General features: G+C 28.1%; 20 protein-coding genes. 5 read left to right on the top strand and 15 right to left on the bottom strand.

The window, feature by feature from the left end; all coding sequences use genetic code 11:
* Nucleotides 1–17: 17 nt before the first annotated feature.
* The 4 genes from IPM32_02750 to IPM32_02735 all read left to right on the top strand — a co-directional run bounded on the left by IPM32_02750 (nt 18) and on the right by IPM32_02735 (nt 4167).
* A complete protein-coding gene (locus IPM32_02750) occupies nt 18–1682 on the top strand; it encodes a 2-oxo acid dehydrogenase subunit E2 (protein ID MBK8944167.1) in 1665 nt (554 codons plus the stop codon).
* 100 nt (nt 1683–1782) lie between these two features.
* On the top strand, nt 1783–3201 hold the full coding sequence (gene lpdA / locus IPM32_02745) for a dihydrolipoyl dehydrogenase (protein MBK8944166.1): 1419 nt from the start codon (nt 1783–1785) through the stop codon (nt 3199–3201).
* A 237-nt stretch (nt 3202–3438) separates the two neighbouring features.
* On the top strand, nt 3439–3651 hold the full coding sequence (locus IPM32_02740; protein MBK8944165.1) for a cold-shock protein: 213 nt from the start codon (nt 3439–3441) through the stop codon (nt 3649–3651).
* Nucleotides 3652–3789: 138 nt separating this feature from the next.
* Nucleotides 3790–4167: a hypothetical protein gene (locus IPM32_02735; GenBank protein ID MBK8944164.1), complete on the top strand. Its 378-nt coding sequence runs from the start codon at nt 3790–3792 to the stop codon at nt 4165–4167.
* 247 nt (nt 4168–4414) lie between these two features.
* On the opposite strand, the gene IPM32_02730 is transcribed toward IPM32_02735, so the two are convergent.
* From IPM32_02730 to IPM32_02710, 5 genes are all read right to left on the bottom strand, one after another.
* On the bottom strand, nt 4415–5311 hold the full coding sequence (locus IPM32_02730) for a hypothetical protein (GenBank protein MBK8944163.1): 897 nt from the start codon (nt 5309–5311) through the stop codon (nt 4415–4417).
* Nucleotides 5312–5384: 73 nt separating this feature from the next.
* Nucleotides 5385–5783 (bottom strand): response regulator, encoded by a 399-nt coding sequence (locus IPM32_02725; protein MBK8944162.1) that lies wholly within the window; start codon nt 5781–5783, stop codon nt 5385–5387.
* 301 nt (nt 5784–6084) lie between these two features.
* The gene (locus tag IPM32_02720) at nt 6085–7119 is read right to left on the bottom strand and encodes an Omp28-related outer membrane protein (GenBank protein ID MBK8944161.1); all 1035 of its coding nucleotides are present in this window, start codon (nt 7117–7119) and stop codon (nt 6085–6087) included.
* A 16-nt stretch (nt 7120–7135) separates the two neighbouring features.
* Complete coding sequence (locus IPM32_02715; protein MBK8944160.1) at nt 7136–8740, bottom strand: hypothetical protein; 1605 nt, start codon at nt 8738–8740, stop codon at nt 7136–7138.
* Nucleotides 8741–9223 (bottom strand): TlpA family protein disulfide reductase, encoded by a 483-nt coding sequence (locus IPM32_02710; GenBank protein MBK8944159.1) that lies wholly within the window; start codon nt 9221–9223, stop codon nt 8741–8743. It abuts the gene before it with no gap.
* Between the two features lie 150 nt (nt 9224–9373).
* Here IPM32_02710 and IPM32_02705 point away from each other — a divergent pair, with 150 nt between their 5' ends.
* Nucleotides 9374–10558: a class I SAM-dependent methyltransferase gene (locus IPM32_02705; GenBank protein ID MBK8944158.1), complete on the top strand. Its 1185-nt coding sequence runs from the start codon at nt 9374–9376 to the stop codon at nt 10556–10558.
* 168 nt (nt 10559–10726) lie between these two features.
* On the opposite strand, the gene IPM32_02700 is transcribed toward IPM32_02705, so the two are convergent.
* The 10 genes from IPM32_02700 to IPM32_02655 all read right to left on the bottom strand — a co-directional run bounded on the left by IPM32_02700 (nt 10727) and on the right by IPM32_02655 (nt 25547).
* Nucleotides 10727–11365, bottom strand: a complete 639-nt coding sequence (locus tag IPM32_02700) for a hypothetical protein (GenBank protein ID MBK8944157.1) — start codon at nt 11363–11365, stop codon at nt 10727–10729.
* Between the two features lie 23 nt (nt 11366–11388).
* On the bottom strand, nt 11389–12594 hold the full coding sequence (locus IPM32_02695) for a lamin tail domain-containing protein (protein MBK8944156.1): 1206 nt from the start codon (nt 12592–12594) through the stop codon (nt 11389–11391).
* Nucleotides 12595–12752: 158 nt separating this feature from the next.
* Nucleotides 12753–16070 (bottom strand): CotH kinase family protein, encoded by a 3318-nt coding sequence (locus IPM32_02690; GenBank protein MBK8944155.1) that lies wholly within the window; start codon nt 16068–16070, stop codon nt 12753–12755.
* A gap of 13 nt (nt 16071–16083) precedes the next feature.
* On the bottom strand, nt 16084–18426 hold the full coding sequence (locus IPM32_02685) for a T9SS type A sorting domain-containing protein (protein MBK8944154.1): 2343 nt from the start codon (nt 18424–18426) through the stop codon (nt 16084–16086).
* 12 nt (nt 18427–18438) lie between these two features.
* On the bottom strand, nt 18439–19164 hold the full coding sequence (locus IPM32_02680) for a T9SS type A sorting domain-containing protein (GenBank protein ID MBK8944153.1): 726 nt from the start codon (nt 19162–19164) through the stop codon (nt 18439–18441).
* Nucleotides 19165–20202: 1038 nt separating this feature from the next.
* Entirely contained in the window at nt 20203–22377 is a 2175-nt protein-coding gene (locus IPM32_02675) for a T9SS type A sorting domain-containing protein (GenBank protein MBK8944152.1), read from the bottom strand.
* An 89-nt stretch (nt 22378–22466) separates the two neighbouring features.
* Complete coding sequence (locus IPM32_02670; GenBank protein ID MBK8944151.1) at nt 22467–22844, bottom strand: hypothetical protein; 378 nt, start codon at nt 22842–22844, stop codon at nt 22467–22469.
* A gap of 7 nt (nt 22845–22851) precedes the next feature.
* On the bottom strand, nt 22852–23751 hold the full coding sequence (locus IPM32_02665) for a T9SS type A sorting domain-containing protein (protein MBK8944150.1): 900 nt from the start codon (nt 23749–23751) through the stop codon (nt 22852–22854).
* Nucleotides 23752–23893: 142 nt separating this feature from the next.
* Nucleotides 23894–24706, bottom strand: a complete 813-nt coding sequence (locus IPM32_02660) for a hypothetical protein (GenBank protein MBK8944149.1) — start codon at nt 24704–24706, stop codon at nt 23894–23896.
* A 1-nt stretch (nt 24707) separates the two neighbouring features.
* Nucleotides 24708–25547 (bottom strand): hypothetical protein, encoded by an 840-nt coding sequence (locus tag IPM32_02655; GenBank protein ID MBK8944148.1) that lies wholly within the window; start codon nt 25545–25547, stop codon nt 24708–24710.
* Nucleotides 25548–25557 lie beyond the last annotated feature (10 nt).

Below are 25557 nucleotides of genomic sequence, written 5' to 3'. Positions count from 1 at the left end.
AAAATTTAGAGTAAAAAATGGCACTTGAATTTAAATTACCCGCACTGGGCGAAAATATTGAAAAAGCCGATATTGTAAAAGTTTTGGTTTCGGTTGGAGATAAAGTTGAAGTAGATCAAATTTTATTAGAAATTGAAACCGATAAAGCAACTGTGGAAATTCCAGCGGAAATTTCCGGAATTGTTAAAAGTGTAAATGTTAAAGACGGCGATACTGTTAAAGTTGGGGAAGTAATTTTTACTTTTGATCAAGGTGAAAATGTAATTTTGGAAAATGAGAAAAATATTCCAGCAAAAAATGTTGAGTTGGAAAAATCAGAAAATAAAACAGAAAAAGTTATTGAACCAAAATCTGAAAAAATTGAATTCGGTAAAAGTCAATCCAGCATTATTGAATTTAAATTACCAGAACTTGGAGAAAATATAACTTCTGCGGATATTACAAAAGTTTTAGTATCAGTTGGTGATAAAGTTGAAAAAGATCAAATACTTTTTGAAATTGAAACCGATAAAGCAACTGTGGAAATTCCCTCTGAGTTTAGCGGAATTATAAAAGAAGTAAAAGTTAAATCGGGTGAAAAAGCAAAAGTTGGTGAAATAGTTATAATAGTGGAAATTGGTGAAATTCAAAAAGTTGAGAAACTAATAAATGTTGAAGAAAATAAAATAGTAGAAACAAAAATTGAAAAACCATTTGAGCAAAAAGTAGAAATTCCGGTTCAAACAAAATCTGCTTTCTCTGATACAAATATCAAAAAAGAATTTCCGAATAAAATTGCAGCAGCAGCGCCATCAGTAAGAAGATTTTCAAGAGAAATTGGAATTGATATAAATGAAGTAAACGGAAGCGGACCCGGCGGAAGAATTTCTGAGGAAGATGTTAAAAAGTTTGCAAAATCATTTAATGAAAAAATAAGAAGCGGTGTTGCGGGAGTTACAGTCGGATTGAAACGAGAAACACTTCCCGATTTTTCTAAGTGGGGAAGTACAAGAAAAGAACCAATGAGTAATGTTCGAAAGAAAACAGCGGAACATCTTTCATACGCATGGGCAACAATTCCGCATGTAACACAATTTGATAAAGCTGATATTACTGATTTGGAAAATTTACGAAAACAATTTTCAAAGAAAGCTGAATCAGGTGGAGGAAAATTAACTGTTACAGCGATTTTGCTTAAAGTAATTGCATCAGCATTAAAAGTTTTTCCTCAATTTAATGCTAGTGTTGATATTGACAATAAAGAAATTATCTATAAAGATTATTATAATATTGGCGTAGCTGTTGATACCGAAAAAGGTTTAATTGTTCCCGTAATAAAAAATGTTGATAAGAAAAATATTATTCAACTTGCTATTGAGTTAAATGAAATTTCTGTAAAAGCACGCGATAAAAAAGTTACGATTGAAGATATGCAAGGCGGAAGTTTTACAATAAGTAATTTAGGAGGAATTGGTGGAACATTATTTACTCCAATCGTAAATTCACCGGAAGTTGCAATTCTTGGTGTTTCCAGAGGAAATTACGAACCCGTTTATAAAGATGGAAATTTTGTTCCAAGATTTATGCTGCCTCTTTCTTTGTCGTATGATCATAGAATTATTGATGGCGCTGATGGCGCTAGGTTTATTAGATGGATTGTTAATGCTTTAGAGCAGCCATTTTTACTAAGTTTGGAAGGATAATACACTTTGTCATTCCCGCGATATCGGGAATCCATAAAAATAAAATAGATTCCCGATAAAAACATTCGGGAATGATAGTAATTAAATTTTGGAGTTTTGAATGAGCAGTAAAACACAACTTGCGATAATTGGCGCTGGACCCGGCGGATATACAGCTGCATTTCTTGCAGCAGATTTAGGAATGCAAGTAACATTAATTGATCCGAGAAAAAATCCCGGTGGAACTTGTTTATATGTTGGATGTATTCCATCTAAAGCATATCTGCATGTTGCAAAATTATTGAATGAAACTAAAGAAGCTTATAAATGGGGAGTAACTTTTGAAGAACCCAAAATCGATATTGATAAAATCCGCAAATTTAAAGAAGATGTAGTTTTTCAAAATACATCGGGAACTGGACAATTAGTTAAACAGAGAAAAATAAATTACATTCAAGGAAAAGCAAGTTTTGTAAATTCATCAACATTATCAATAGAAAAAGTTGATGGTGGAATAGAGGAATTAACTTTTGAAAAAGCTATACTTGCAACAGGGTCAATTCCAGCAAAAATTCCGGGACTTTCAATTGATTCTCCAAAAGTTATGGATTCAACCGATGCGCTTGAACTTCAAGAAATTCCCAATAAATTACTAGTTGTTGGAGGTGGTGTAATTGGAATGGAGCTCGGCTCAGTTTACGCAAGTTTGGGAAGTAAAGTTACAGTTGTAGAATTGCTGCCATCATTATTGCCCGGAGCTGATAAAGATTTAGTAAATGTTTTTCAAAAAAGTATTGAACCAAAGTTTGAAAAAATCTTAACTAAAACAAAAGTTGCAAAGTTGGAAGATGCCGGAAATGTTCTTAAAGTAAAATTAGTTGATGAAAATTTAGTAGAAACAGAATTAGAATTTGACAAAGCCCTTATTTCTATTGGTCGAACTCCGGTAACAAAAAATTTGGGAATTGAGAATACAAAAGTAAAAGTTAACGAACGCGGATTTGTTCAAGTTAATGAAAAATTGCAAACTGATGATTCTAACATTTTTGCAATTGGCGATATTGTAAAAGGTCCAATGCTTGCGCATAAAGCCTCTGCAGAAGGAAAAGTTGCTGTGGAAGCAATTGCCGGGCACAAAGTTGCATTTGAACCTGCTGCCATTCCCGGAGTTGTTTATACTGATCCTGAAGTTGCTTGGGCTGGATTAACAGAAACTGAAGCAAAAGAAAAAGGAATTAAAGTAGAAGTTACAAGATTTCCTTGGGCTGCGAGCGGAAGAGCCAGAACAATGGATAGAAGTGACGGTTTAACCAAATTAATTATTGATCCTGAAACAACGAGAATTTTGGGAGTTGGAATTGTTGGTCCCGGAGCAGGAGAATTAATTGCTGAAGGAACTTTAGCAATAGAAATGGCTGCAATAGCAAAAGATTTATCACTTACAATTCACGCACATCCAACTTTATCTGAAACAATGATGGAAAGTGCGGAAGTATTTTTTGGGGAAGCAACACATTTGTATAGACCGAAAAGAAAGTGATGAAGTGAAAAGTCAGAAGTTTAAGATCAAAACAAAAAATCAAAACTTAAAAATTAATTAGGTTTGTAAGATTATTTACTATATTTTTATCATGTACGGCAGTAACTTTAGAAGTAAATCTGGGATTCCAGATATTTGTAGATGTAGAAGTAGATTCAATTCATAAACTTCCCCTGTAAAATTTTAGAGCCCTGTCATAAACAAAAATCATTAATTTATTAAAAAGGAGCATCTGTCATGGCAGAGCGAAAACAAGGATCTGTTAAATGGTTTAACAGTTCAAAAGGATTTGGATTTATTTCACAAAAAAATGGTGAAGATGTATTTGTACATTTTCAATCAATTATTGGCGATGGTTACAAATCTTTAAATGAAAACGATAAAGTTGAATTTACAATTACTCAAGGTGCAAAAGGCTTACAAGCATCTGATGTAAAAGTTATCAGATAAAACTTTTCAAATTAAAATCCCAGATTTTTTCTGGGATTTTTTTTCTCCATTCTTATGCTTACTCAATCAACTTATTAATTAGCTTACTAAATCTTTTCTACCTATATTGTTGCAATCTAATAGTGAAAGGAATTTATAATGAAATACACTATTGATTTTTTACCAGAGAAAAAAATCATTGGAATCAAAACTAAAGGAAGATTAAACTTTCAAATAATTGAGGAATATTCAAGAGAAGCTGTAAAAATTGCCCGAAAAAATAATTGTAATAAATTTATTTTTGATCATAGAGATACAACAATACAAGGGACAATATTAAATATTCACTCTACTGAAGATGAACTTCAGCAATTTGGATTTAAGAATTCCGATCATATTGCTATTGTTTTAACAAACCAAAAGAAAAAATTGAAAGTAATACAATCAACAAATAGAAATGATAGTTGGTGTATACTAAAATATTTTTTTAATGGACAAAATTCTGAAGCCATAAATTGGCTTTCTTTTATTAATTGATAAATCATATTTGACAAATCTTTTAATAGTGCAATAAATGTTTTTGTAAAAATTAGGATGGAGATGTTATGAGTAAAGGGCAAAATGCAAAAAAAGGTTCTAAGAAAGTTGCTACTAAATCAATGAAAGAAAAAAAAGCTGCCAAGAGAGATAAGAAAAATGAAAAAAGCAATCATGCAATAATTAAATAAAATTTACTTTAAGTTTTTTAAATTTAACATTGTATTTACTAAATAATTTTTAGGAATTAAAAAGTAATTTTCAAATCAAATTTTAATGTTTCCATAGCTAAGGGCGCTTTTGTATCAAAAGGCCAAAACATTTTTTCTTGTTTAAGTGTATAGAAAAAATATGATAATCCGTTTTTCATTAAAAAATTGAGTATTGGTGTTAACTTTGGTACAGCTTTAATAATTACACCTTGAGTTAAAAAATCAATTCCCGTTTGAGATAATAATTCAATTCCAAAACTGCCTAAATGTTTCCAGACTAAATATTGAGGAAATAGAATTTGAGTCTCATAATTTACACCAATATTCAGCATTGAACTAATTCTAATATCAATTCCCGCAGAATTTGTATTCCCAAATTTAATTTCGTTATCATATTTTTTAAGAATTTTATTTTCTTCTTCCCAAATTGTAATTTGCGTATTTGTTAAAATTCTTTCGCTTGGGTGATTGAATTTTGATTGGTTCCACACAAATGCTAAACTATAAGATGGTAAAATTTCAAAATTTGTTCCTAAACTATAACCATAGCCCTTTCTATAACCAATTCCAAACCGCCAAATATTTGTATTGATTTCTAAATTTTGCTTTTGCGTTTGGTTGTAATTCAAATAAGTTGAGAATAAAAAATTATCTTCAAATTCTAAAATTCTATAGTTACCGGCGGGTTTTAAATATCTTCTTCCAAGTTTGATTTCCGAAATTGAAATTGGATTAAAATCTGTTGTAAATTCTTTGTGTTTTAGTTCACCAAAACCATATGAAACTTCTATAAAATTTTTTGATCCGGAAAACCAGCTTCCGAAATTAAAATCATCTTGGGTTGATAAAGAATTTAAATTTTCTTGTGGAAAAATTATTTGTGAAGTAAAAACTATTAAAAGAAGAAATTTTGATTTAACTTTTCCAAACATAAAAAATCCCCAATGATTTTAAGAAAACCGTTGGGGAAAATTACAAATTTGGAAATTAAAAAATAGTGTAAAACTAATTTCTTGATTTTTTCTCTAATGTTCTAATTAATGTATCCATAAGAACATCATTTTGAACCGGTTTGGTTAGAAAAATATCAACTCCGGCATTATAAGCATTATCTTTATCGCGCTGAAATGCATGAGCCGATAATCCCACAACCGGTAAATTTTTATAATCATCCATTTGTCTAATTTCTTGTGTTAACTGCAAACCGTCTTTTTTTCCTCTTAAAGAAATATCCATCAAAATTATATCAAATTTGGATTTGTTTAGTTTTTCATAAAAAGTATCAGAAGAATCGCAAATTTCTAAATCAAATTTTCTTTTTAAAAATATTTGAAGAAATTTTTGATTTTCATAATCATCTTCAACAATTAATAACCTTGGTTTGCTTTGTAGTTCTTCACTCATTTTGGTACCACTTTTTATTTAATTATCGACAAATTTATACTATTTATTATGTTTTTAAAAATTTGTCAGAAAAAGTTTATCTCATTTTTACTATCGGATAAAATAAATAACTTTTTAGAGAAATTTTAAGGAACAAAATTATGCTGTACTTGAGCGATGGCAGAATCCATAACAAAAATATTAAATTAAACGCAATTATGAAAATAATTAAGAATATTTTGTTAAAATATCTGATTTTTTGTTAAGTATTATTGAACTTTAAATTTTTCTTAATAAAAATGTAATAATTAAAAGGTGATATTTACTTTAATAAAATCATTTTTCCGGTTTCATTATATTTACCAAATGTTAGTTGCATAAAGTAAATTCCACTTGGTAAATTATTCGCATTAAAATAAATTTCATGATTTCCAGCACTTTGCTTTTTGTTAACTAAAGTTTTAACAACTTTACCCAACGAATCAAAAATTCTTAATTGTACTGGTGAATTTATTTTATCTTCGTTTGGAATTGTATAAGAAATTTTTGTTTCCGGATTAAATGGATTTGGATAATTTTGATAAAGTTTAAATTGAAATGGAACATTTATTTTTTGATCAATATTTGTTAATGATAATTCATTGTAATTTATAGATTCTGCTTGATAAACATTTTTTGATGATGAACTTTGCAAATATGCAATGATTTTTAATTCATCTGCATTCCACAAATTATCTAAATTAAAAGTCGCAGAAATTTCTTGTGTTTCATTTAAAGTAATATTCACTGGATTTCCATTAATATCTGATATTTTTCTCATAACGTTTTTGTGATTACTAATTCCATTATTACCTTGATAATTTACATTTTCAACTACAATAAAATTTAGCACCAAATCATTTTCAACAACATCAGCCGTTTTTGTAATTTTTGCATTAATTGAAAATTCAGTTTCAGTATAATTTCCGGATAATAAAATATTAAAACTACCTTCTTCAGATACTAAATTATCAAAAGTGCTTGCCCAATTACCGTAACTATTTGACACATGTTTCCCATTAAAAAAAGCTTGAGGAGTTGATGAAAAATTCCCGTATAAATTATTTTTTGCCGAAGCATCTTCTGTATTATCTTGATAAAGTTTATCTGTTGAATAAGGGAAAATCATATGATAATATATAAATTCAATTTTTGAACCATTGCTTGATTGAAGATAATTATCAATTGCAGAATGTGCCGGTGGACAAAGCGGGCAATGTGAATTTGTAAAAATTTCTACAAGAACTTTTCTTTCACTTGAAAATACTTTTGCAGAAATAAAAAAAAGCAAAATTAAAATTACATTTATCTTTTTCATAATTACCTTTCTAAAGTTATAAATTTGTTTGAAGTGTAAATCTTAATCCTTTAAACGGAAGCAAGTATCTGCAAATTCCGTTTGTGCAAACTTGACCGCCTCTTTCTCTTCCGTATGAAATTGTTAGCAAATTTGAGCCAGAAATTCTATATCCAATTTCACCTACAAACCAATTTTTTCTTCCGGAAACATCAAAATTATTGTTTGTAAATTCATATCTAAATGCTGCGGAAGTTTTTGTAAAAATAGAAGTCAGTATTGAAATAAAATGATTGTTAAAAGTTTCTTGCCCGGAATTGTAATTATCATTTACATTTTCAAATTCATATTGAAGAATTGCAGAAAAATTTTCCGAGAAAGTTTTTTGAATTTGCAGCGGTAAAACTATTGATTTTATTGAGTGACTTCCATTTAATCCCGTAAAATAATTATAAATTGTTTTTTCTCTTGAAGCAATTCCAAATCTTAAAATTGTAGATAAGTCAATATAATATTCACCTTCAGCAAAAATTTCTAAATATGGCGAATAATGTTTTATATTCGTCGGCAGAAAATCGAGTTCTCTTTTTTGTTTTTCAAAAACAAAATTTGCATTATCAAAAAAGTATGAATTATGTCGGCTGGAAAAGCTAATATTTAAATTAAAATTCAAATCTTCATTTGCAGAATAATTTGCATCTACTTGAAAACCAACTTCATCGTTAAAATCAACATCGTGCAATGCGCGGGAAAGAAAATAATAACTGTGTTCTTTCATAACAATCGGTGGATTTTGAAATGGTAAAAATTTTGAAGTTCTTGTAACATCATTTTGAAGAAAAGGATTTTGTTTATCGAAATTATAATTTTTGTAATCTATTGTAATTCCAAATGATTCATCTGCAAATGAAACTGAAGAATAAATTCCATTTCCCTCAAATGATTTTTTTAGTACAGAAGTGTTCGTCCACTTATTTGCTACTGAAAAATAAAAATTAAAATGTGTGTTATTAAATTCCATATAAATTTCGGGTAATTCTGAAACTGAATTTAAATTAGAATTATCATTTTGCGGAATAGTTGCTTCCGAACTAATAAATGATGCCCCAAATTTTAATTCATCTAAAAAATTATATTCCAAATTTCCTCCGCGCAAATTGTAATTTTCAAATCGGGTAACTGTTACAGAATCTCTAAATTCAATTTCTCCCGCAATTAACGAAGCTTTAAAATTATCAAATTTATAATTTGCTTTTATTCCGTCAAGCCAAGTATCGTAAGCTAATCCGCGGTTTTCAAACAAATTTAAAACCAATCCGCGCCCGAAAAGTTCAGTTGAATTTCCAATTCTAAAATTTAAATTATCACCATTGTATTCAATAAATCTTCGTTTAATTCCTTTAAAGTTTTCTCCAATTTCCGGGGGTTCGTCATATAAAAATCTTAAACCAATATTAAAATTATTTGGAAGAGATAATCTGAAATCTGTTAAATTTTCCAAATATTGAAATTTATTTGACAAAGTTCCAATTTCTTGATTACCATTTCCATACCGTAATAAATTTGATAAACTTGGCTGAATTTGTCCATTTGAAATTAGTGTGAATAAATAAAAGAACGATACAAAAAGAAATTTTACCAATTAATTCTCCAATAATTTAATAATCTCTTTTTCAAGTTTAATTTCATCGCCGGGCAAATAGCCAATGTGGGAATAGACAATTTCGCCATTTTTGTTAAATAAAACTGTTAACGGAATTGATTGACCATTAAATTTTTGAAAAATTTCTTGATTTGGATCAAGCACAATAGGGAATGAAACTTTGTGTGTAGCAACAAAAGATTTTACTTTTGCCAAACTTCTTGGCGAATCTTGATTTATTCCAATTATATTAAAACCTTTACTTTTATATTTTTCGAAATAATCTTCAAGATATTTCATTTCAGTTCTGCAAGGCTTGCACCACAAAGCCCAAAAACTTATAAGTGTTGGTGAGTCTTTTAAAATTTCAGAAAATTTTATGTTTTTATTTTCTAAAGTTTGGGCAGTAAAATCAATTTTGTTTTGCGCAAAAATTATTTCTGAACAAAAAATTAAACCAAGTATAGCAAATTTTATTTTCATATAAATCTAAAATTATTGGACAAAATATCTTTTAATCAATATGCAAAAAAAAATGGCAAAAGAAAAAGTCAATTATTAAGAATCATTTTAATAAATGTGAAAGAAGTTCTGATTTAACTATTTTAGAAATCAAATATTTAGAAGATTATAATGATAAAAGTAATTTTAAAACCGGCTCGAGAAAAATCACTTTTAAGGAAACATCCTTGGGTTTTTTCCGGAGCAATTGAAAAAGTTTTGGGAAATCCGCGAAACGGTGAAACTGTTGAAGTTTTTTCATCAAAAAATATTTGGTTGGGAAGAGGAGCTTTTTCAATTCAATCGCAAATTAGAGTTAGAATATGGACTTTTGATGAATCCGAAATTATTGATCGAAAATTTTTTGAATCAAAAATTAAATCCTCGTTTAATTTAAGAAATTCAATAATTGAAAAAAATACAAATTCGTTTAGAATAGTAAATTCAGAATCTGATAATTTGCCGGGAATAATTTTAGATAAATATTCTGAATTTTTAGTCTTACAATTTTTATCTGCCGGAGCAGAATTTTGGAAAAGTGAAATTATTGAAGCGGTAAAAAATGTAATTCCAACAAAAGGAATTTTTGAAAGATCAGATGTTGATGTTCGTAAAAAAGAGGGACTAGAATCTAAAATTGGAAATTTATTTGGCGAAGAACCTCCGGAATTAATTGAAATGTTAGAAAATGGAATTAAGATTTTTGTCGATGTTAAAAAGGGACATAAAACCGGTTTTTATTTAGATCAAAGAGATAACAGAAAAATAATTTCAGAATTTACCAAAGAAAAAAATGTTCTGAATTGTTTTTCATATTCCGGAGGATTTAGTCTTTATGCACTAATAACCGGGGCAAATTCAGTTACAAATATTGATTCGTCCTCTGATGCCTTGAAATTATTGTTGAAGAATATTGAGTTAAATAATTTTTCTAAAGAAAAAATTAAAAATGTAGAAGGAGATGTTTTCAAAATATTGAGAAAATATCGTGATGAAAACAATTTATTTGATTTGATAATTCTTGATCCGCCTAAATTTATTGAGTCCAAAGCAAATATTGATAAGGCGAGCAGAGGATATAAAGATATTAATATGCTTGCGTTTAAAATCTTAAATCAAGGTGGAGTTCTTTTTACGTTTTCTTGTTCGGGATTAATGGAAAGAGAATTGTTTCAAAAAATTGTTTCTGATGCTGCAATTGATGCGGGAAGAAATGTAAAAATTATTAAATGGCTTACGCAATCTGAAGATCATCCTGTTGCTTCAAATTTTCCGGAAGGATTATATTTGAAAGGATTGATTTGTTATGCTGAATAAATAAAAAGCATCTCAAAAATCTCAAACAACAAGTACGAAATAACAAATAAATTCCAAATTCAAAAAAATAAAATTCCAAAATTAAATTTTGATCTTTTGAATTTTGGCTCTTGGAGATTATTTATAATTTGTTTTTTACGATTTGAAGTTTTTAGAACTTCATAAATCTTATGGTTTAAATAAACCCGCTTCATTTACACCAATTAAACCGGCGGAATAAGTTCTATCATCAACTTGTAATAATCGTTTTTCCATTTTTGCTGTCATCAATTTAAACTTGCGGATTTTATCTAATTTTTGTGCAATCAATTCCATTGTGTTATCATCAGTCCGCCAATTATATTTATCAAAAATTTTCAAATTTAACGGAACCGTGTAACCACGTAAAGTTTTTTCTTTTGCAGTATTGTAATATTGTTCAAAATATGAAAGAACTAATTCCCGTAATGTTTTATAAATTGGTTCACGAAATCTTAATCCAACAAAATTTGATTTTGCAATTGCTCCCCAATGATTATCAATTTTAAATAAAGCAAGAATGTGATCATCATCTCTTTTGTTTGGCAGCATATCTAAAATTATTGGTTGAAATCCGATTTGACTCAATGCTGATGCGGCGAAAACGGCTCCATCAAAACAATGCCCGACTTTTTCATTAAAAACTCTCAAGGGACATCTATAAATTGAATCGGAACTGTATTTTACAGAATCTAAGAATAATTGAATTTTTTCAATTGAATTTAATTTTAAGAAAATCTTTCTTATTTCAGATTCCAAAGAATTTAACAGAGAGGAATTATTTTTCATTTAATACGAATAATAGTTTATAATTATTTTAAAACTATCATTTTCTTAGTTTGAATAAAAGTCCCGGATTTTAATTGATACAAATAAATTCCACTTGATAATTGGTTTGCATCAAAATCAATTTTGTAATTTCCGGGTTTTTGTTTTTGATTAACTAAAGTTGCAACTTCTCTTCCTAAAATATCATACACAATTAATTTTACATTGTCATCCCGAACTTGATTTGGGATCTCAGAATTATTAAGATGCTGAAATGAATTCAGCATGACAGATTGCGGAATACTATATTCTATTGTTGTAGTTGGGTTAAATGGATTTGGGTAATTTTGTGAAAGAGAAAATGTTGTCGATAATTTTTTTTCATCATCAATATCAGTAATATTTTTATTGCTGTCCGCCGGAGTTGGAAAATTAATAAACTGCCAATTATTTGTTCCATCCGGAAATCTTCCAAAAGAAATATTGTTTGTCTGTTCTGAATAAGTCAGCGAATCAATAAACAAAGTATCATTATCAATTACTTGAACTAATGCAATTTCTTCACCATCTTTATCAAGTTTAAAATTTAAATGAAAAATTCCTTGTTCGGCTTGTTCATCTGCCCAAAGTATAATATGTTTTTTTGCGGGAATTATTGTTGCTTCTGTTGAATTGTACGAAATTTGGAATTTACAAAGATTATTAAAATTATCAGTAATATACATTCCGCCAATATTTATTGGGAAATCATTATTGTTAAAAATTTCTATCCAGTCGTCAAATTCATTGAATTCATCTTTATTAAAATTATCATTGCTTGTTAAAAATTCGTTAATAAAAATATTGCTAAGCAGATTTGAGTTATTAGATTTTCCAGGCGATCCACCAACGCTGTTGCTGCTTTTCCAATTTTTCGAAACCATATTTTCATATGAAATATTTTGCAATTCCAGTGAAGGTCCTTTCCCATTTGGTTCTTGAGGCCACCAATATTTATTGTCATAATTTACAAAATCAATAATGTTATCGTAATTATCAAAAAGTGAAATATTGCCAAGAAAATTTTTCAAATTTCCATTATGCCATTGGAATACTTTATAATTATTTCCTTCATATACATTTTTATTTTTTGCAACTATTAAATATTCACCGGAAGCAATAGTTGCATTTTCAAAAGTGAAATTTATATCTCCGGAAAATTTAAAGTTATTTAAATTTACAGAAGATTTTCCTCTGTTATAAATTTCCACAAATTTAAAATCTTCTCCATTTGCCGGGTTGTAATGAATTTCATTTAAAATTAAATTTGTTTGTTTAAATTGATCAAACGGATATGCGCCAATATCTGAAATGCTTCCGTCAATATCATAAGGTGAATTTGGATCACCGGAATTTATTGCCGGAGAATTTATTGATAAAAATAAATTATTAATAAATTTTGGTTCAGCTTTAAATTATTTATTCCGGTTAATTCTTCCGTATTTGAAAGAGAATAAGAAATATTTATGTTGGATAATTCATCAATTAAAATTGCTGAAGTTTTGCTATCGGCAAGAATGCAATTAATAACATCAGCATTTCCTCCGCCTTCACCAATATTTTTTTCGAAACATGCAACAGCATACTGATTTCCGTAAAATGTATTATTTAAACTATATCCGTATGAATTATGATCTTTTATTCCAATTCCCATTCCGCAATTTGCAATTACATTTCTTTTAATTATTCCGGATGAACTGTTTCCTATCGATACGCCTTTATCATTTACATTAAAAATTATATTGTTCTCAATTAAAATATTTTTTGCACCTTCGCCCAAATCAATTGCATCGCTGTTAAAGCCGTAAATATTATAAATTTTATTATTTCTAATTATTCCCGAATTTATTTCATCATAATCAATTCCATCAGAATCAAATTGATCATTCCCGATAAGTTCACAATTTTCAACAAGCGCAAAATTTGCTTTTTTGATATTTATTAAATCTCCCGAATATTCAGTATTGAGTTTAGAATTTTTTATTGTAATATTGCCGTATTGAGAAAAAATTGGAGCTTGAACATTTTCAACAGTTATTCCTTCTAGATAAACATTAGAATTATAAGTAGATATAGCAGCTCTATCTCTTGAATTATCAAATCCTTTTGTTGCTCCAATAATTTTAAGATTCTTAATAATTGATGAATCGGTTGAATTAACAATACACAAAGCACCCCAATTATTTGAAGATTCGTTAGTTTTTATAATAACTGGGTTTTCTTCAGTTCCGTTAATTAATAAACAACCATTTAGTAAAATTTTGGAATTTTCCGGCATTAAAATCTCTGCACCACTTTCTATTGTTAGTGTAACATTTGAATCTACTTTAATATTTCCTAATGCATAATAAGGAGAATTTGTAAAACTCAATGTGGTATTAGATGAAATTACATTTGGAATTGTGTTAATTGAAATTGGTTCAAATTGTGCAGATATGTTTAGTGAATCTTCGACAATTGGAAAAATTAATGGATTTTGATTTTCTAATTCTTGAGCAACACCAATCCATTTTACAAATTTAAGTCCAACATCTGGAACAGCTTTTAATTCAATCGGAATATCCTTGAAATAAATATTTGTTGAACTTTTGTAAACTGTTTCAACAGAATTAATTAAGACATTTCCCAAGTTTTCATTTTCAAAATTGATTGTAACAATTGACAAACCCGATAAATTAAAAAAATCAATTATTTGCTGGCGCTGATGGAATTGACGATTCTCTCCAAATTCTTTCATTACATTTATATTACTTTGCCATTCAGATAAACTTTGAATTGGATTTCCGTAATAGTATTCGCCGTTTCTCCATCGACTAATATGCTTTGGCATTTCTGGAGCAATTGCATTTCTGAGCTTATCAATATTTGAAAGAATTGTATCTTGGTGAAATATTGAATTTAAATAACTTGAAAATCTTTGAATGAATATTGTTTTAAAATCATTATTTGTAAGAAGTTTTCTAAAAATTAAAGTTGACCACATCGGAGGAGTGAATTCATTATTAATTTTTGTTGAAGTTGCTAATTTTAAAGAATTATTTGCATAACCGATTGAACGCTGATTCGGCATTCCAAAGCCAAAATCAAGATCGTGCAATATCCATCGCCATTTAGCGCCGTCTTTTTTCTCACGCCACATTCTCATATTTTGTTCGGGCCAAAAAACATTATCAAAAAATATTTCGCTTATTTGATAATTTATATATTCATCAATATCCATCCAGTTCGTAACAGTGTTATAATTTTCCTCAATTGTTAAATCGGAATTTTCAATAAATGAATAAAATGAATTATAATTATCTGCATCGCCTTCCATAACTTCGGGAATTGAATTACCGTTATATTCTAGCAAATCTATGTTTTCCGGGTTTACATTGTGAAGTGCAAATAAATAATTATTATCAATTTTTTCTCTGATATTATAAATTCCCCAATAGTTTCCGTTAATAAAAACCAGCGAAGGTTGGTAAGCTTGGCAGTCAATATCAATTTTATTTATCACTAAACTGTGCTGAAGTGCATCTCTAAAAAATGTTGAACGATTATCCGGCACACCAGCATTTCTTAAATAAATGGAATTAAAAATTGTGTAATTTCTTTCACTAAAAAATTTGTAATCAATTTCATCAAAACCGAATCTGTTATCAGCAGAAATTGTAAATGATTTTTGCGGATAGAATAAAGAAGCTTGTCCCGTTAATCTTAATCCGGCATTTAAACTTATTCCCAAATTTCCATTTGGCTCAATTAAATCAATACTAATAGGAATTTCTCTTTCTTTGAAATTATTAGAATAAATTCCAAATGAATTATCAAATAAAATACTTGGTTCTGTTGATAACGAAATTACCGGAATAGAAAAATTTTCATTTACAAAATATGATTTGGTAATTATTTTACTTGGAAGTTTATTTTCTTCGAAAACTCTTACTTTCAAAACTGAATTTTTATCAATTAAAATTGGGCTTATATAAGTCTCGGAATTGCTCGTTGGACTTGAACCATCCAAAGTAAATTTTATTAACGAATTTGTATTGGTTGAAGTGATTGAAACATTTTGTGGTGAATTATAATTTCCGCTTTCTAACGAAATGTTTGGTTCAGCAGAATAATTTGTATTTAATATTCCTTCAGTAATATTCGAAGCCTTTGGTGTCGGCTCACCAAAATAAAACCAGTTGGATGAACCATCGGGTTTTCTTCCCATTGAAATATCTTGCAACTGTAAATTATATGAAACTGAATCGACAAGAATTGTATCTGGGGAGAAAAATCCTATTTCTTCCGATGATCTGCTTAAACTAAAATTTAAATGATAATATTTTGTTGTAAAATAATCATAAGGATAATAATCTCGTCTGAAAGTTTGTCCGGGATAATTATCAAATCCATCTGCCCAAAATCTTAAAAAACCTTTTGCATTAATGATTGTTCCGGAAGGAATTTCCCATTTAGTTGGATTATTAAAATTATCGGTTAAATAAAATCCGGAAATGTCAACATCAAAAATTTCATCATTATAAATTTCAATCCAATCTGAATAGTCGTCAAAGTCAACAATATCCGCATCAACAGAAACATTCGATGCAAGAATTTCGTTAATAAATATTTTAGGATTTTGCTGAGTTAAATTTTTATTTGTAAATACAAATAGAATAATAAGAAAGTATTTAAATATAATTTTCATCAATTTGTTTCTTTCACTTAAGCAATAACATTTTTCTAGTTTGAAGGAATGAATCGTATTTTATTCGGTAATAATAAACTCCACTTGAAAGATTACTCCCATCAAATTGAATTTTGTAATTACCGGGTTTTTGAATTTCATTAACAAGTGTTTTAATTTCTCTGCCTAAAATATCATAGATCTTTAATGATATTTTACTAAGACTAAAGTCTGAGACTATATCTGACATTTCACTTTTCATATTTGTTGGAATGCTGTATTCTATATTTGTAATTGGATTAAACGGATTTGGATAATTTTGGTGTAATATTAGATTTTGCGGAACTGATTTTTTTTCATCAACAGAAGTTAAAATTGAATCTTTAGATTTTAACAACAAGCCATAATTTCCAGAAATCCAAATATTTTTATCCTTAATTTCAACATCGTACAATTCACCAATTTGATTATCTAAAACTAATTTTAGATTTTTTCCGCCATCAGAAGTTTTGAAAATTACACCATTATATTCAGAATCATTTCCAATAAAAATTCCATTTTCAGAATCAGTAAAAACGATATCATTAATTTTATAATTGAAGTTGTTCATTTTATTCCAAGAATTTCCGCCATCCGTTGTTGAAAATAATGAGTATTGGTATTCTTGTGAATTATAAAATCCTCCGGAAATCCATCCGTTTAATTCATCTTTAAAAAGTACTTTTTCCAGAGGAATATAAATATCTGTTTTAATTTCTTTCCAACCAAATTGTGGGGTGTATTTTATAATTTGTCCGCTTTCGCCTACAGCCCAAACGATTGAATCAATAATGCTAATAGAAGTTAGCCTCTTGTAAATATCATTTAAACTCGGAGAAATAAAAACAGTTTGCCAAGTTTTGCAGCCGTCATTTGTTTCAATAATAATTGAACCATATGATAAAGAATCACTATAGTTTCCAACAACCCAGCCTTTGTTTTCATTGAACATTGCAAAATCATATGCAAAAATATTATGCTCTTTAAAATCTGTTTCAAAAGAAATTATATCAGAAAAGTTATTTCCTCTGTCTATCGTTTTAAAAATATTTGTAATGTTTCCCCAGTCACCGGTTTTTGTTAGGACATATGAAATGTTTTCATTTATAAAATCTGCTTTAATAATTCTTGTTGGAATTTCGGAAATAATTTCCCACGATTTACCGCCGTCAGTTGTAGAAAAGACTTGTCCATACGAATCTAAAACATGAAAACCGTCAACCTCATATCCGCCAAATGCAATACCGTGTAATGAATCTGTAAAATTAATTTGAGTAAATGGACAAGAATATTTTTGCATGTACCAATTAATTCCGTTATCCAAACTTTTAAAAACAGTAATATAATAACCAAGACTTCCAATAATTATTCCTTCACCAATGGAATTAAAATAAATATCACTTAAAGAAAACTGTGGAAATATATTTTCATTATTGTAAAAATGGAATTTTGGATTTTGGGAATTCCAAGTTATACCTCCATCAAAACTTTTGAGATAAGTAATTTCATAATTTCTTCCTTGCCAAGTAGTTCCGTAAAATGTTTGATCATCAATAAATCTTAAATTGTTAAAACTAATTGAATCAGATTTAAATATTTGGTCCCAACTTTTACCGGAGTTAATAGTTTTGAAAATTACATTATTTGATGAATCATCAAGAGCCGTAAAAATTCCGGTTGAATCACTAATAAAAAGAATTTCGTTTATATTGCTTAAATCTTTAAATTGTTGTAAGTTCCAAGATGTTCCACCGTCTTCAGTTTTTAGCAATGCCGGTTCATAATTAATATTGTTGTAAAAACTTACAAAGCCAAGATTTGAAGAAAGAAATTTGATATTGCGATATTCACCAATAAATCCTTGCGGTGTAATTTCATCCCAAGTTTCGCCTCCATCATTTGAAGAAATTATTTTGTTGTAACTTGTCCCATAAATATTATTTTCGTCCAATGTTTGTAAGGAGTTTAAGCCGTACCAATTTTCGTATGGTTCTTCAAATTGTGTTTCCCAAGTAATTCCACCATTTTCAGTTTTTTGAATTATTAATTTTGTTGCTATATTATTTGAACAAACTATCCAGCCAATATTTTTATTTATAAAACTGAATTGATTTATGCTTAAATCCGGATTGATTTGCAGTTCTTCCCAAGAATTTCCAGCATCTAAAGTTCTTAAAATTGTAGATGGATATAAAAGTGTGAAACCAATATTATCATTTACAAATTGCAATCGGGTTGGATAATTGCCTTTAATTCCTTCATTCAGTTTTTGCCATTGGGGAAATGTATAAGAAAATGAGATAAATATTAGTAGTAAAATTTGTTTAAGTGTTTTCATACGAGTTTAATTTTATTTGAGAATTATCATTTTTTTTGTTTGAGAAAAATTACCGGATTTTAATTGGTAATAATAAACTCCACTTGGAAGATTTAATCCCTCAAATTGAATTTTATAATTTCCGGGCTTTTGAGTTTGGTTAACCAAGGTTGCAACTTCACTTCCCAAAATATCATACACAACTAGTTGTAGAGACGCAAAATTTTGCGTCTCTACGTTAGGAACAGAATATTCTATTGTTGTAGTTGGGTTAAACGGATTAGGATAATTTTGTGAAAGAGAAAAATTTGTTGGAATTATTTGAGATTGATCAGATTCAATTCCGACTAAAGTTGTGTCACCATAGATTTTACCATTTATAAAAGCAGCTTTTAATATCCAATATTCATCAAATCCATCAATTTTAGTACTGAAATGAGAAGTTTTTCCTATTCCGATTGATAAAGTGTAATTAGAAAAATATACACAATTAAATTCGAATGATTTGGTCTGTATTTTTTCAGATTCATCAAAGATACTTTCAAGAGATGTGGAAGTAAAATAAATGTCAGTTTCATATAATTCATTTTTATATTTAACAAAACTCTCAAAATTTTGATCCTTTTCTAAAGACAGATTTTCTAATAAAAATTCCTTTGTATTTTCAAATGACTCATCATATTTATAGATTTTTCCTTGAGCTGAATCAATTCTTTCAAAAGAGTATTCAACGAATCCACTATTTGTATTTGTTGCCATGATAGAGAAGTATTTTTTATCATTCATTAAAATTTCATCTTTAACTTCTCGGATAACAATATAATTACTTTCATTTGGATAATAATCAGAGTCATAATCTATTCTTTGCACATTATAAATCCACTTATTCCCAATTTGCAGAGGATAATAATCGAGAGGGTTTTCACCGTAAATTTTACCGTTAATATATGCACCTATATTTTTAAAAATTACAGGAACACTATAATTTGATAAATTTGTTGGACCAAAATTCTCTGCAATAGTTAAATGAAATGAAACAAGACCGTCAACATAATATGTTAAAGCATTTACACTATCTCCATATAAATAAAATTTTTCTTTAGTAATTAATTCAGACTTAGATAAAATTGAATGATGGATATCATATTTCTCATTTAAATTTGCATCATAATCATAAATTAAAGCTTCGGTAGAATCAAACTCGTTATAATAGTATATTCCATTATAATCGGATCTTACAAATTTTCCGGGTCCAAATTCTCGATTAAGAACGGCATATTTAATGCCGTTCGGCATTAGCGAATCTTTGACTACTTCAACAAAAAATGTATCCGTAACTATAAAATTATTAATTGGATCATTTATATTTTCAAGTTCAATTTGTTCATAAATCCATTTATTCCCAATTTGCATAGGATAATAATCGATAGGATTTTCATAGTTTTGTTGAGCAAAATTAATCTTGTATGAAATTATTAACATAAATGATATTAGTAAAATATTTTTCATTTTTTTCTCATGTTTAATTAATAATATTTACAAAAAACATGCCTTTATTATTATCGAAATTTCAAAAACTTCTTTCTAATTTTTTAAGTTTTTCACTATTAATTTCTTAATATAAATTAACATTTTCAGTTTATTGAAACTTTATCAAAAATCTGAAAAACTTTTCAATTCTTAAATACAAAAAACAGCACACAAATAATTTAGAATTGCCTCCCAACAGATTTTTGTGAAATGATAAATTCACAAAAAATAAATCTGTCATTTCTAAAAATTTATGTGCTGAAATTTTTATTTTACCAAAACCAATTTTAATGTTTTTACTTTACCCGCATGCTGCATAACAAAAAAGTAATTTCCACTTGCAACATATGAGTTATTATCATTTTCACCGTTCCAGAAAAATTCAAATTCTTTTGTTTCATTTATATTTGCTGAAGGTATAAAAGTTTTTACAACTTGCCCAAGTACATTATAGATTTTGAATGTAGCAGTTTCGGGATTTATTTTATTGCTCAATCTGATTTTAATTGTAGTTTGATTATTAAACGGATTTGGATAAGATGTAAAAAGTGTATCTGAATTAATTTCTTCTGTTTCTTCAACATCAACAACCCATTCACCATTACCATCATCAATAAATTGGTTTGGATCAGTTATATCAATTTCCATTCCCGGTTCTAAGCAAAGAAAAGCTGTGTATTTTGTAAGAACTTTTTTGTTAACGCTGAGATCAATTATTTCATAAATTTCTTGATTTGTTAAATTGCTGTAATAGTAATCATAATTTCCTTCAATTGTGCTTATAAATTTCCCCGCCCAAATTACATCAGAGATTGAATCTGCAATAATTGTATTTTTATCTGTAACTTCTTCAGAATTGGAGAAAGGAGTTCCATCATAAATTCCGTTAAATTCAATATTAAATGGAAATGTACCGATATACTTTCCGATTTGTAGAATTGGGGTATTTAGCGAAACCAAGTTATCATTTGTATTAAAATCAAATCTTCCGTAAGTAAAGCCATTATCCAACGCAGTATGAAGATCATAAGTAGAAAGAAGTGAATTAAGAGATGTAAATAAATTATTTATCATTGCATTAAAAGAATTTTGATAATCAGTGCTAAATAAATTTCCTCCGGTTAGTCTTGTTAAGTTTTGATAAAAATAAGAATTTCCCAAGTAATCAATTCCGCCATAGTAATACCAATTTGTATAATTCTCTTGGAAATTCCCAACATTGATTGGAAAAATCTCATTCATCATTTTCATTAAATCTTCAATTAAAGAATTTGCGACTTCAGCTTCACCAACATTATCAGAATTTGCGAGAAGAATAATTTGTCCCTCATTATTTTTCCCGTTGATAAATTGAATTCCATTTGAAAGAAGTGAAGGTAAATTACTATAATCCGAAAGTAAGTTTTGCGTTAAATTATTAAAAGTATTTTCAATAGAATTACTGTCGGCAGAAATCCAGTTTTCACTTATACGATTTATAGTTTTGTTTGATAAAATTAAATTGAATGAATCTTGCTCAGAAAAATATTGATGCAGCATTCTTTTAATTCCATTTAAAACATCGTTTTTTGTTGTTGAACTGTTTGAAATTTGATAATCAATAAGAATTACAGCTTTTTTGTTTTTCATTACTTCTTGCGGAACTGCGGGCAGAAACGCAAGCTGGTAAAGGTTTTCATCGGTTCCTTCAAATTTACTTAAATAAATTCCATTCTTAAAAGGTGCATCGATTGAAAAAGTTAAATTGGAATTTGAATAAATTTCATTTTTTACAAAATTCATGGAGAGATAATTTCCATTCGTTGAATCAATTACTTCAGAAAAAGATTTGTCTGCAAATTCTAAAACTTTGGGATTTTTCCAATCATCCGTAAGCTTTGCTTGCAAATCAAAATTTTCTAAAAGTATGTACGAACTATGAAGTAAATACGTCGGAATTTCAGCAGTTACATTTGCTGAATTCCAAATTGCTGGAACTAAAAATGTAAGTTTAACTTTTCTCGTTTCATCGCCAGCTAACGGAAAAACTCTAAGCTCATATTGATCATTATAATTTTTTACAAGAATTGAGGGGTCTTGTCTTCTTCCAACAATTTGTTCATAAATTTGTGAAGCTGTCCAGCGGTCAAGAATTTTTCCTTTAATAATTTCTCCATTGAACCAAAGCCATGAATCATGTACAATTGAATTTTGTGGAAGATTAAAATTGTAAATTATTTCAACTGTATCTTCATGTGTTAATCCTAAATTAATTGCAGAAAAAGTTAAGTATAAATTATACTCAAAATAAATTCCCTTTGGTTGAATTGAAAGAGTTGCTTCTTTAATTGTGCCTTGACCAACATACCAAGTTTGCGGATTGTTAATCCTTAATTCCGTATAAGCATATGTAAAATTGGAAAGAAAAAAAAACGCGATTAAAATTAGTTTAAATATTTTCATACACAGCCTCTTTATGTTTATTAAAAAGTTATTCTCAAATCCAATAGAAACCGTGCTTAGTTGTGTTTAAGTTTAACCTTGCACAGTTTCTATTTTAGGGGTTGGCTATAATTATTTTGTTTTAACTCATTAAAAAATTTTACAATTTTTGGCGAAACCTCATTTGTATCTAAATTAAAATTCTCTTCAATTATTAATAATTCAGAAAAGGAAATTCTAGCATCTAAAAATTTATTCAATGAATATTCTGAAATTCCCTTTATTAAATATGTTTCTGATTTTTCTTTGTTAGAAAGGTTTGAATTTTTCAAAATGATTTGAGCTTGCTCAATAGCTTTTTCATATTCACAATTTTGATAATATTTTTTCAAAAGAATTTTTGGTTCATCCGGTTCCAAAAGTGAATAAATTGAAACGGAAAGAATAAAAGTGAAGAATAAAAAATTTTTGAATTGATGCTTTTTCATACTTTATCTATTTAATATAAGTCATTTTTTTAGTCAGAATATTTTCACCGGCAATTAATCTGTAGAAATAAATACCGGAAGAAAGATTTTCTCCATTAAAGTTTATTGAATAATTGCCGGCAATTTTAAGTTCGTTAAGAATTGTTTTTACTTCATTACCAAGCATATCATAAATTATGATTTTCACATTTTGAGATTTTGGAACTGAATAATTTATATTTGTTGTTGGGTTAAAAGGATTGGGATAGTTTTGTTTAAGCAAAAAAGATTTTTGTAATGGGAAATTATTATTTATATCGGTTTTTATTCCATATTCAATTCCGTTAATATTTGCAAAAATTAAATTATATTCATATGAAATCGGTGTTACAATAGACTCAGAATATAATTTATTTGTTAATCCAAAATTTTTTGATAACTCAATATCATAAGATACTAATTCATTTGTAATGCATGCTTCTGTATAGATTCTGGTTTCTACAGAGTTTCCAAAGATTTCCTTTATATAAAAATCAGATAACTTGGAGCAATTATATTTTAATGTATCACCAATATTTATTTGCAAACTATCTACTAAAATATCTTTAATACTTTGATCATATTCATATATATTTCCTTTTAATGAATCAATTCTTAAAAAATATCTGCGAATAAAATCAGAATTTACTGTGCCCATTTTGCTTTCAGTAACTGTAAAGTAATTTCTATTATTTAAAAGAGTATCACCAATAATTTTTCTAAAACCAATCCAACTATAAATTTTCCCTTCATCACGCTGAGAAACTTCGTATTCCCAGTAATCACCAATATGGAGAGGATAATATTTTATTAATTCATCTATCGAATCTTGTTGTGAAAAAATATTATTTATAAAAAATATTATAATTAGTAATAATTTTGTTTTCATATGATTATTCCGTTCTTATAAACTTTGCTCAAATTAAATGCCAAGAAGTTAATTTATTATTCTACTGTTATGATAGAATTTTAGATTTCGATTTGAGTTTTGTGCGAAATTTTTTCGTTTAAACGAATATTTTTCGCAGGAATTATAATGTAAAATTGAAGGAAAATATTATACTATTTTGTTGATTTTGAAAATTTGTTAAAACTTTTTCGCTTCCAAGTTCATTAGAAAAAAACAAAATATCTATTTGCGAATAAAGCCAAATTGCGGCGTAAGTTCCGATTAATACATTTCTGATTTTATATGATTTATTGTATGCATCATATTTAATTTTTATTTGCTCTTGATTTGTTTGAGCTAGATAATTTTCTTCCTTTTTATTTGCGTCGAAAATAAAATATATCATTGAAGCTAAATTTACTGTGCTTATAGATGTTAAAATCCAACCTTTAGAATTCTCGTTTAAATGTAAATGTCCCAAACCCGGCATCAGTATTGACTTTGCCAGCGCAATGTTTATTTCATTTTTATTTTGTCGAGGAAAAATATTTTCGTCCGGTTGAATAATTTTTATTTGCTGAGGTTTATTTTTTTCTTCTAAAATATCTAGGAATTCTTTTTTTACTTCATCAAAAAAAGCGACAAGTTTTGGAGAATATTGCGAATTATTAAGCTCAAAATTTTCATCAAGTTTTAGGATTTCAATAAATGATTTTCGCGAATCTTCGGAATCATTCATAGAAAAATGTGATGCCGCTTTAAGTGTATAAATCTGTATTAAATCTTTTTTGGTGAATCTTTCTTTATCCAATAATAATGCTTCTGATTTTATAACAATTGTAGAGTATTCAAATGCTTCATAATGTTTTTGCAAATTAGAAATATCAAGGTTTACTTGAGAAAATATTTGCAAAGTTGAAAGAAATAGTAAAATGAATATTTGAATGAATTTCATATTATTTCAGCAAGAGCATTTTTTTGGTAAGAATATTTGATCCAAACCGCAATTGATAATAATAAACTCCGCTTGGAAGATTTGTTCCATCAAATTGAATTTGATAATTTCCAGGAGTTTTATTTTTGTTAACTAATGTTTCAATTTCTCTACCCAAAACATCATACACAATTAAATTTACGTTTTGGTTGTCATCCCGAACTTGTTTCGGGATCTTTTGATGCTGAAATGAATTCAGCATGACAGACGTTGATGGAACCGAATATTCAATTGTTGTTGTTGGGTTAAACGGATTTGGATAATTTTGAAATAAATTAATATTATTTTCTATTATTGATTCTTCCAAATCTGTAACAGCTGCAGAATATGTCCTTTCAATCGAATTTATAACTTTTCCATTTTCATCAAATCCACCTAAGATATAAATATAATCATCAAGTTTTGCTGTCATAAAATTATAACGAGCTTGTTGAATCGGTGCAGCTTGGGTTATATAATATTCATTTCCAAAATCGTAAAAAACTTCAACGGAATTTAATGTTTGTGAAGTTTCATTATATCCGCCGATAATTAAAATTTGATTCGGTTCGCTTCCAATTATTGCACGACCGCCAGCCCGCGGTTCTAAAAGTTTAACATCAAGTTTTGCGTAACTATGATCAACAATATTGTATTTATAAATATCTTGCGAAATTCCATTTATAACGCCGCCGAAAATAAATATATTATTTCCAATAACTTCCGACATTTGCTGTTCTGGAAAATCTTCATCCTTAAATAAAGTATCGATTTCATGTATAATTTTTGATTCATTTAAATTATACTCAATTAAATAAGCCATTGTATCGGAG

This window comes from Ignavibacteriota bacterium, assembly GCA_016716225.1.
GTDB lineage: Bacteria > Bacteroidota > Ignavibacteria > Ignavibacteriales > Melioribacteraceae.
This window is presented reverse-complemented; position numbering and strand designations above follow the sequence as displayed.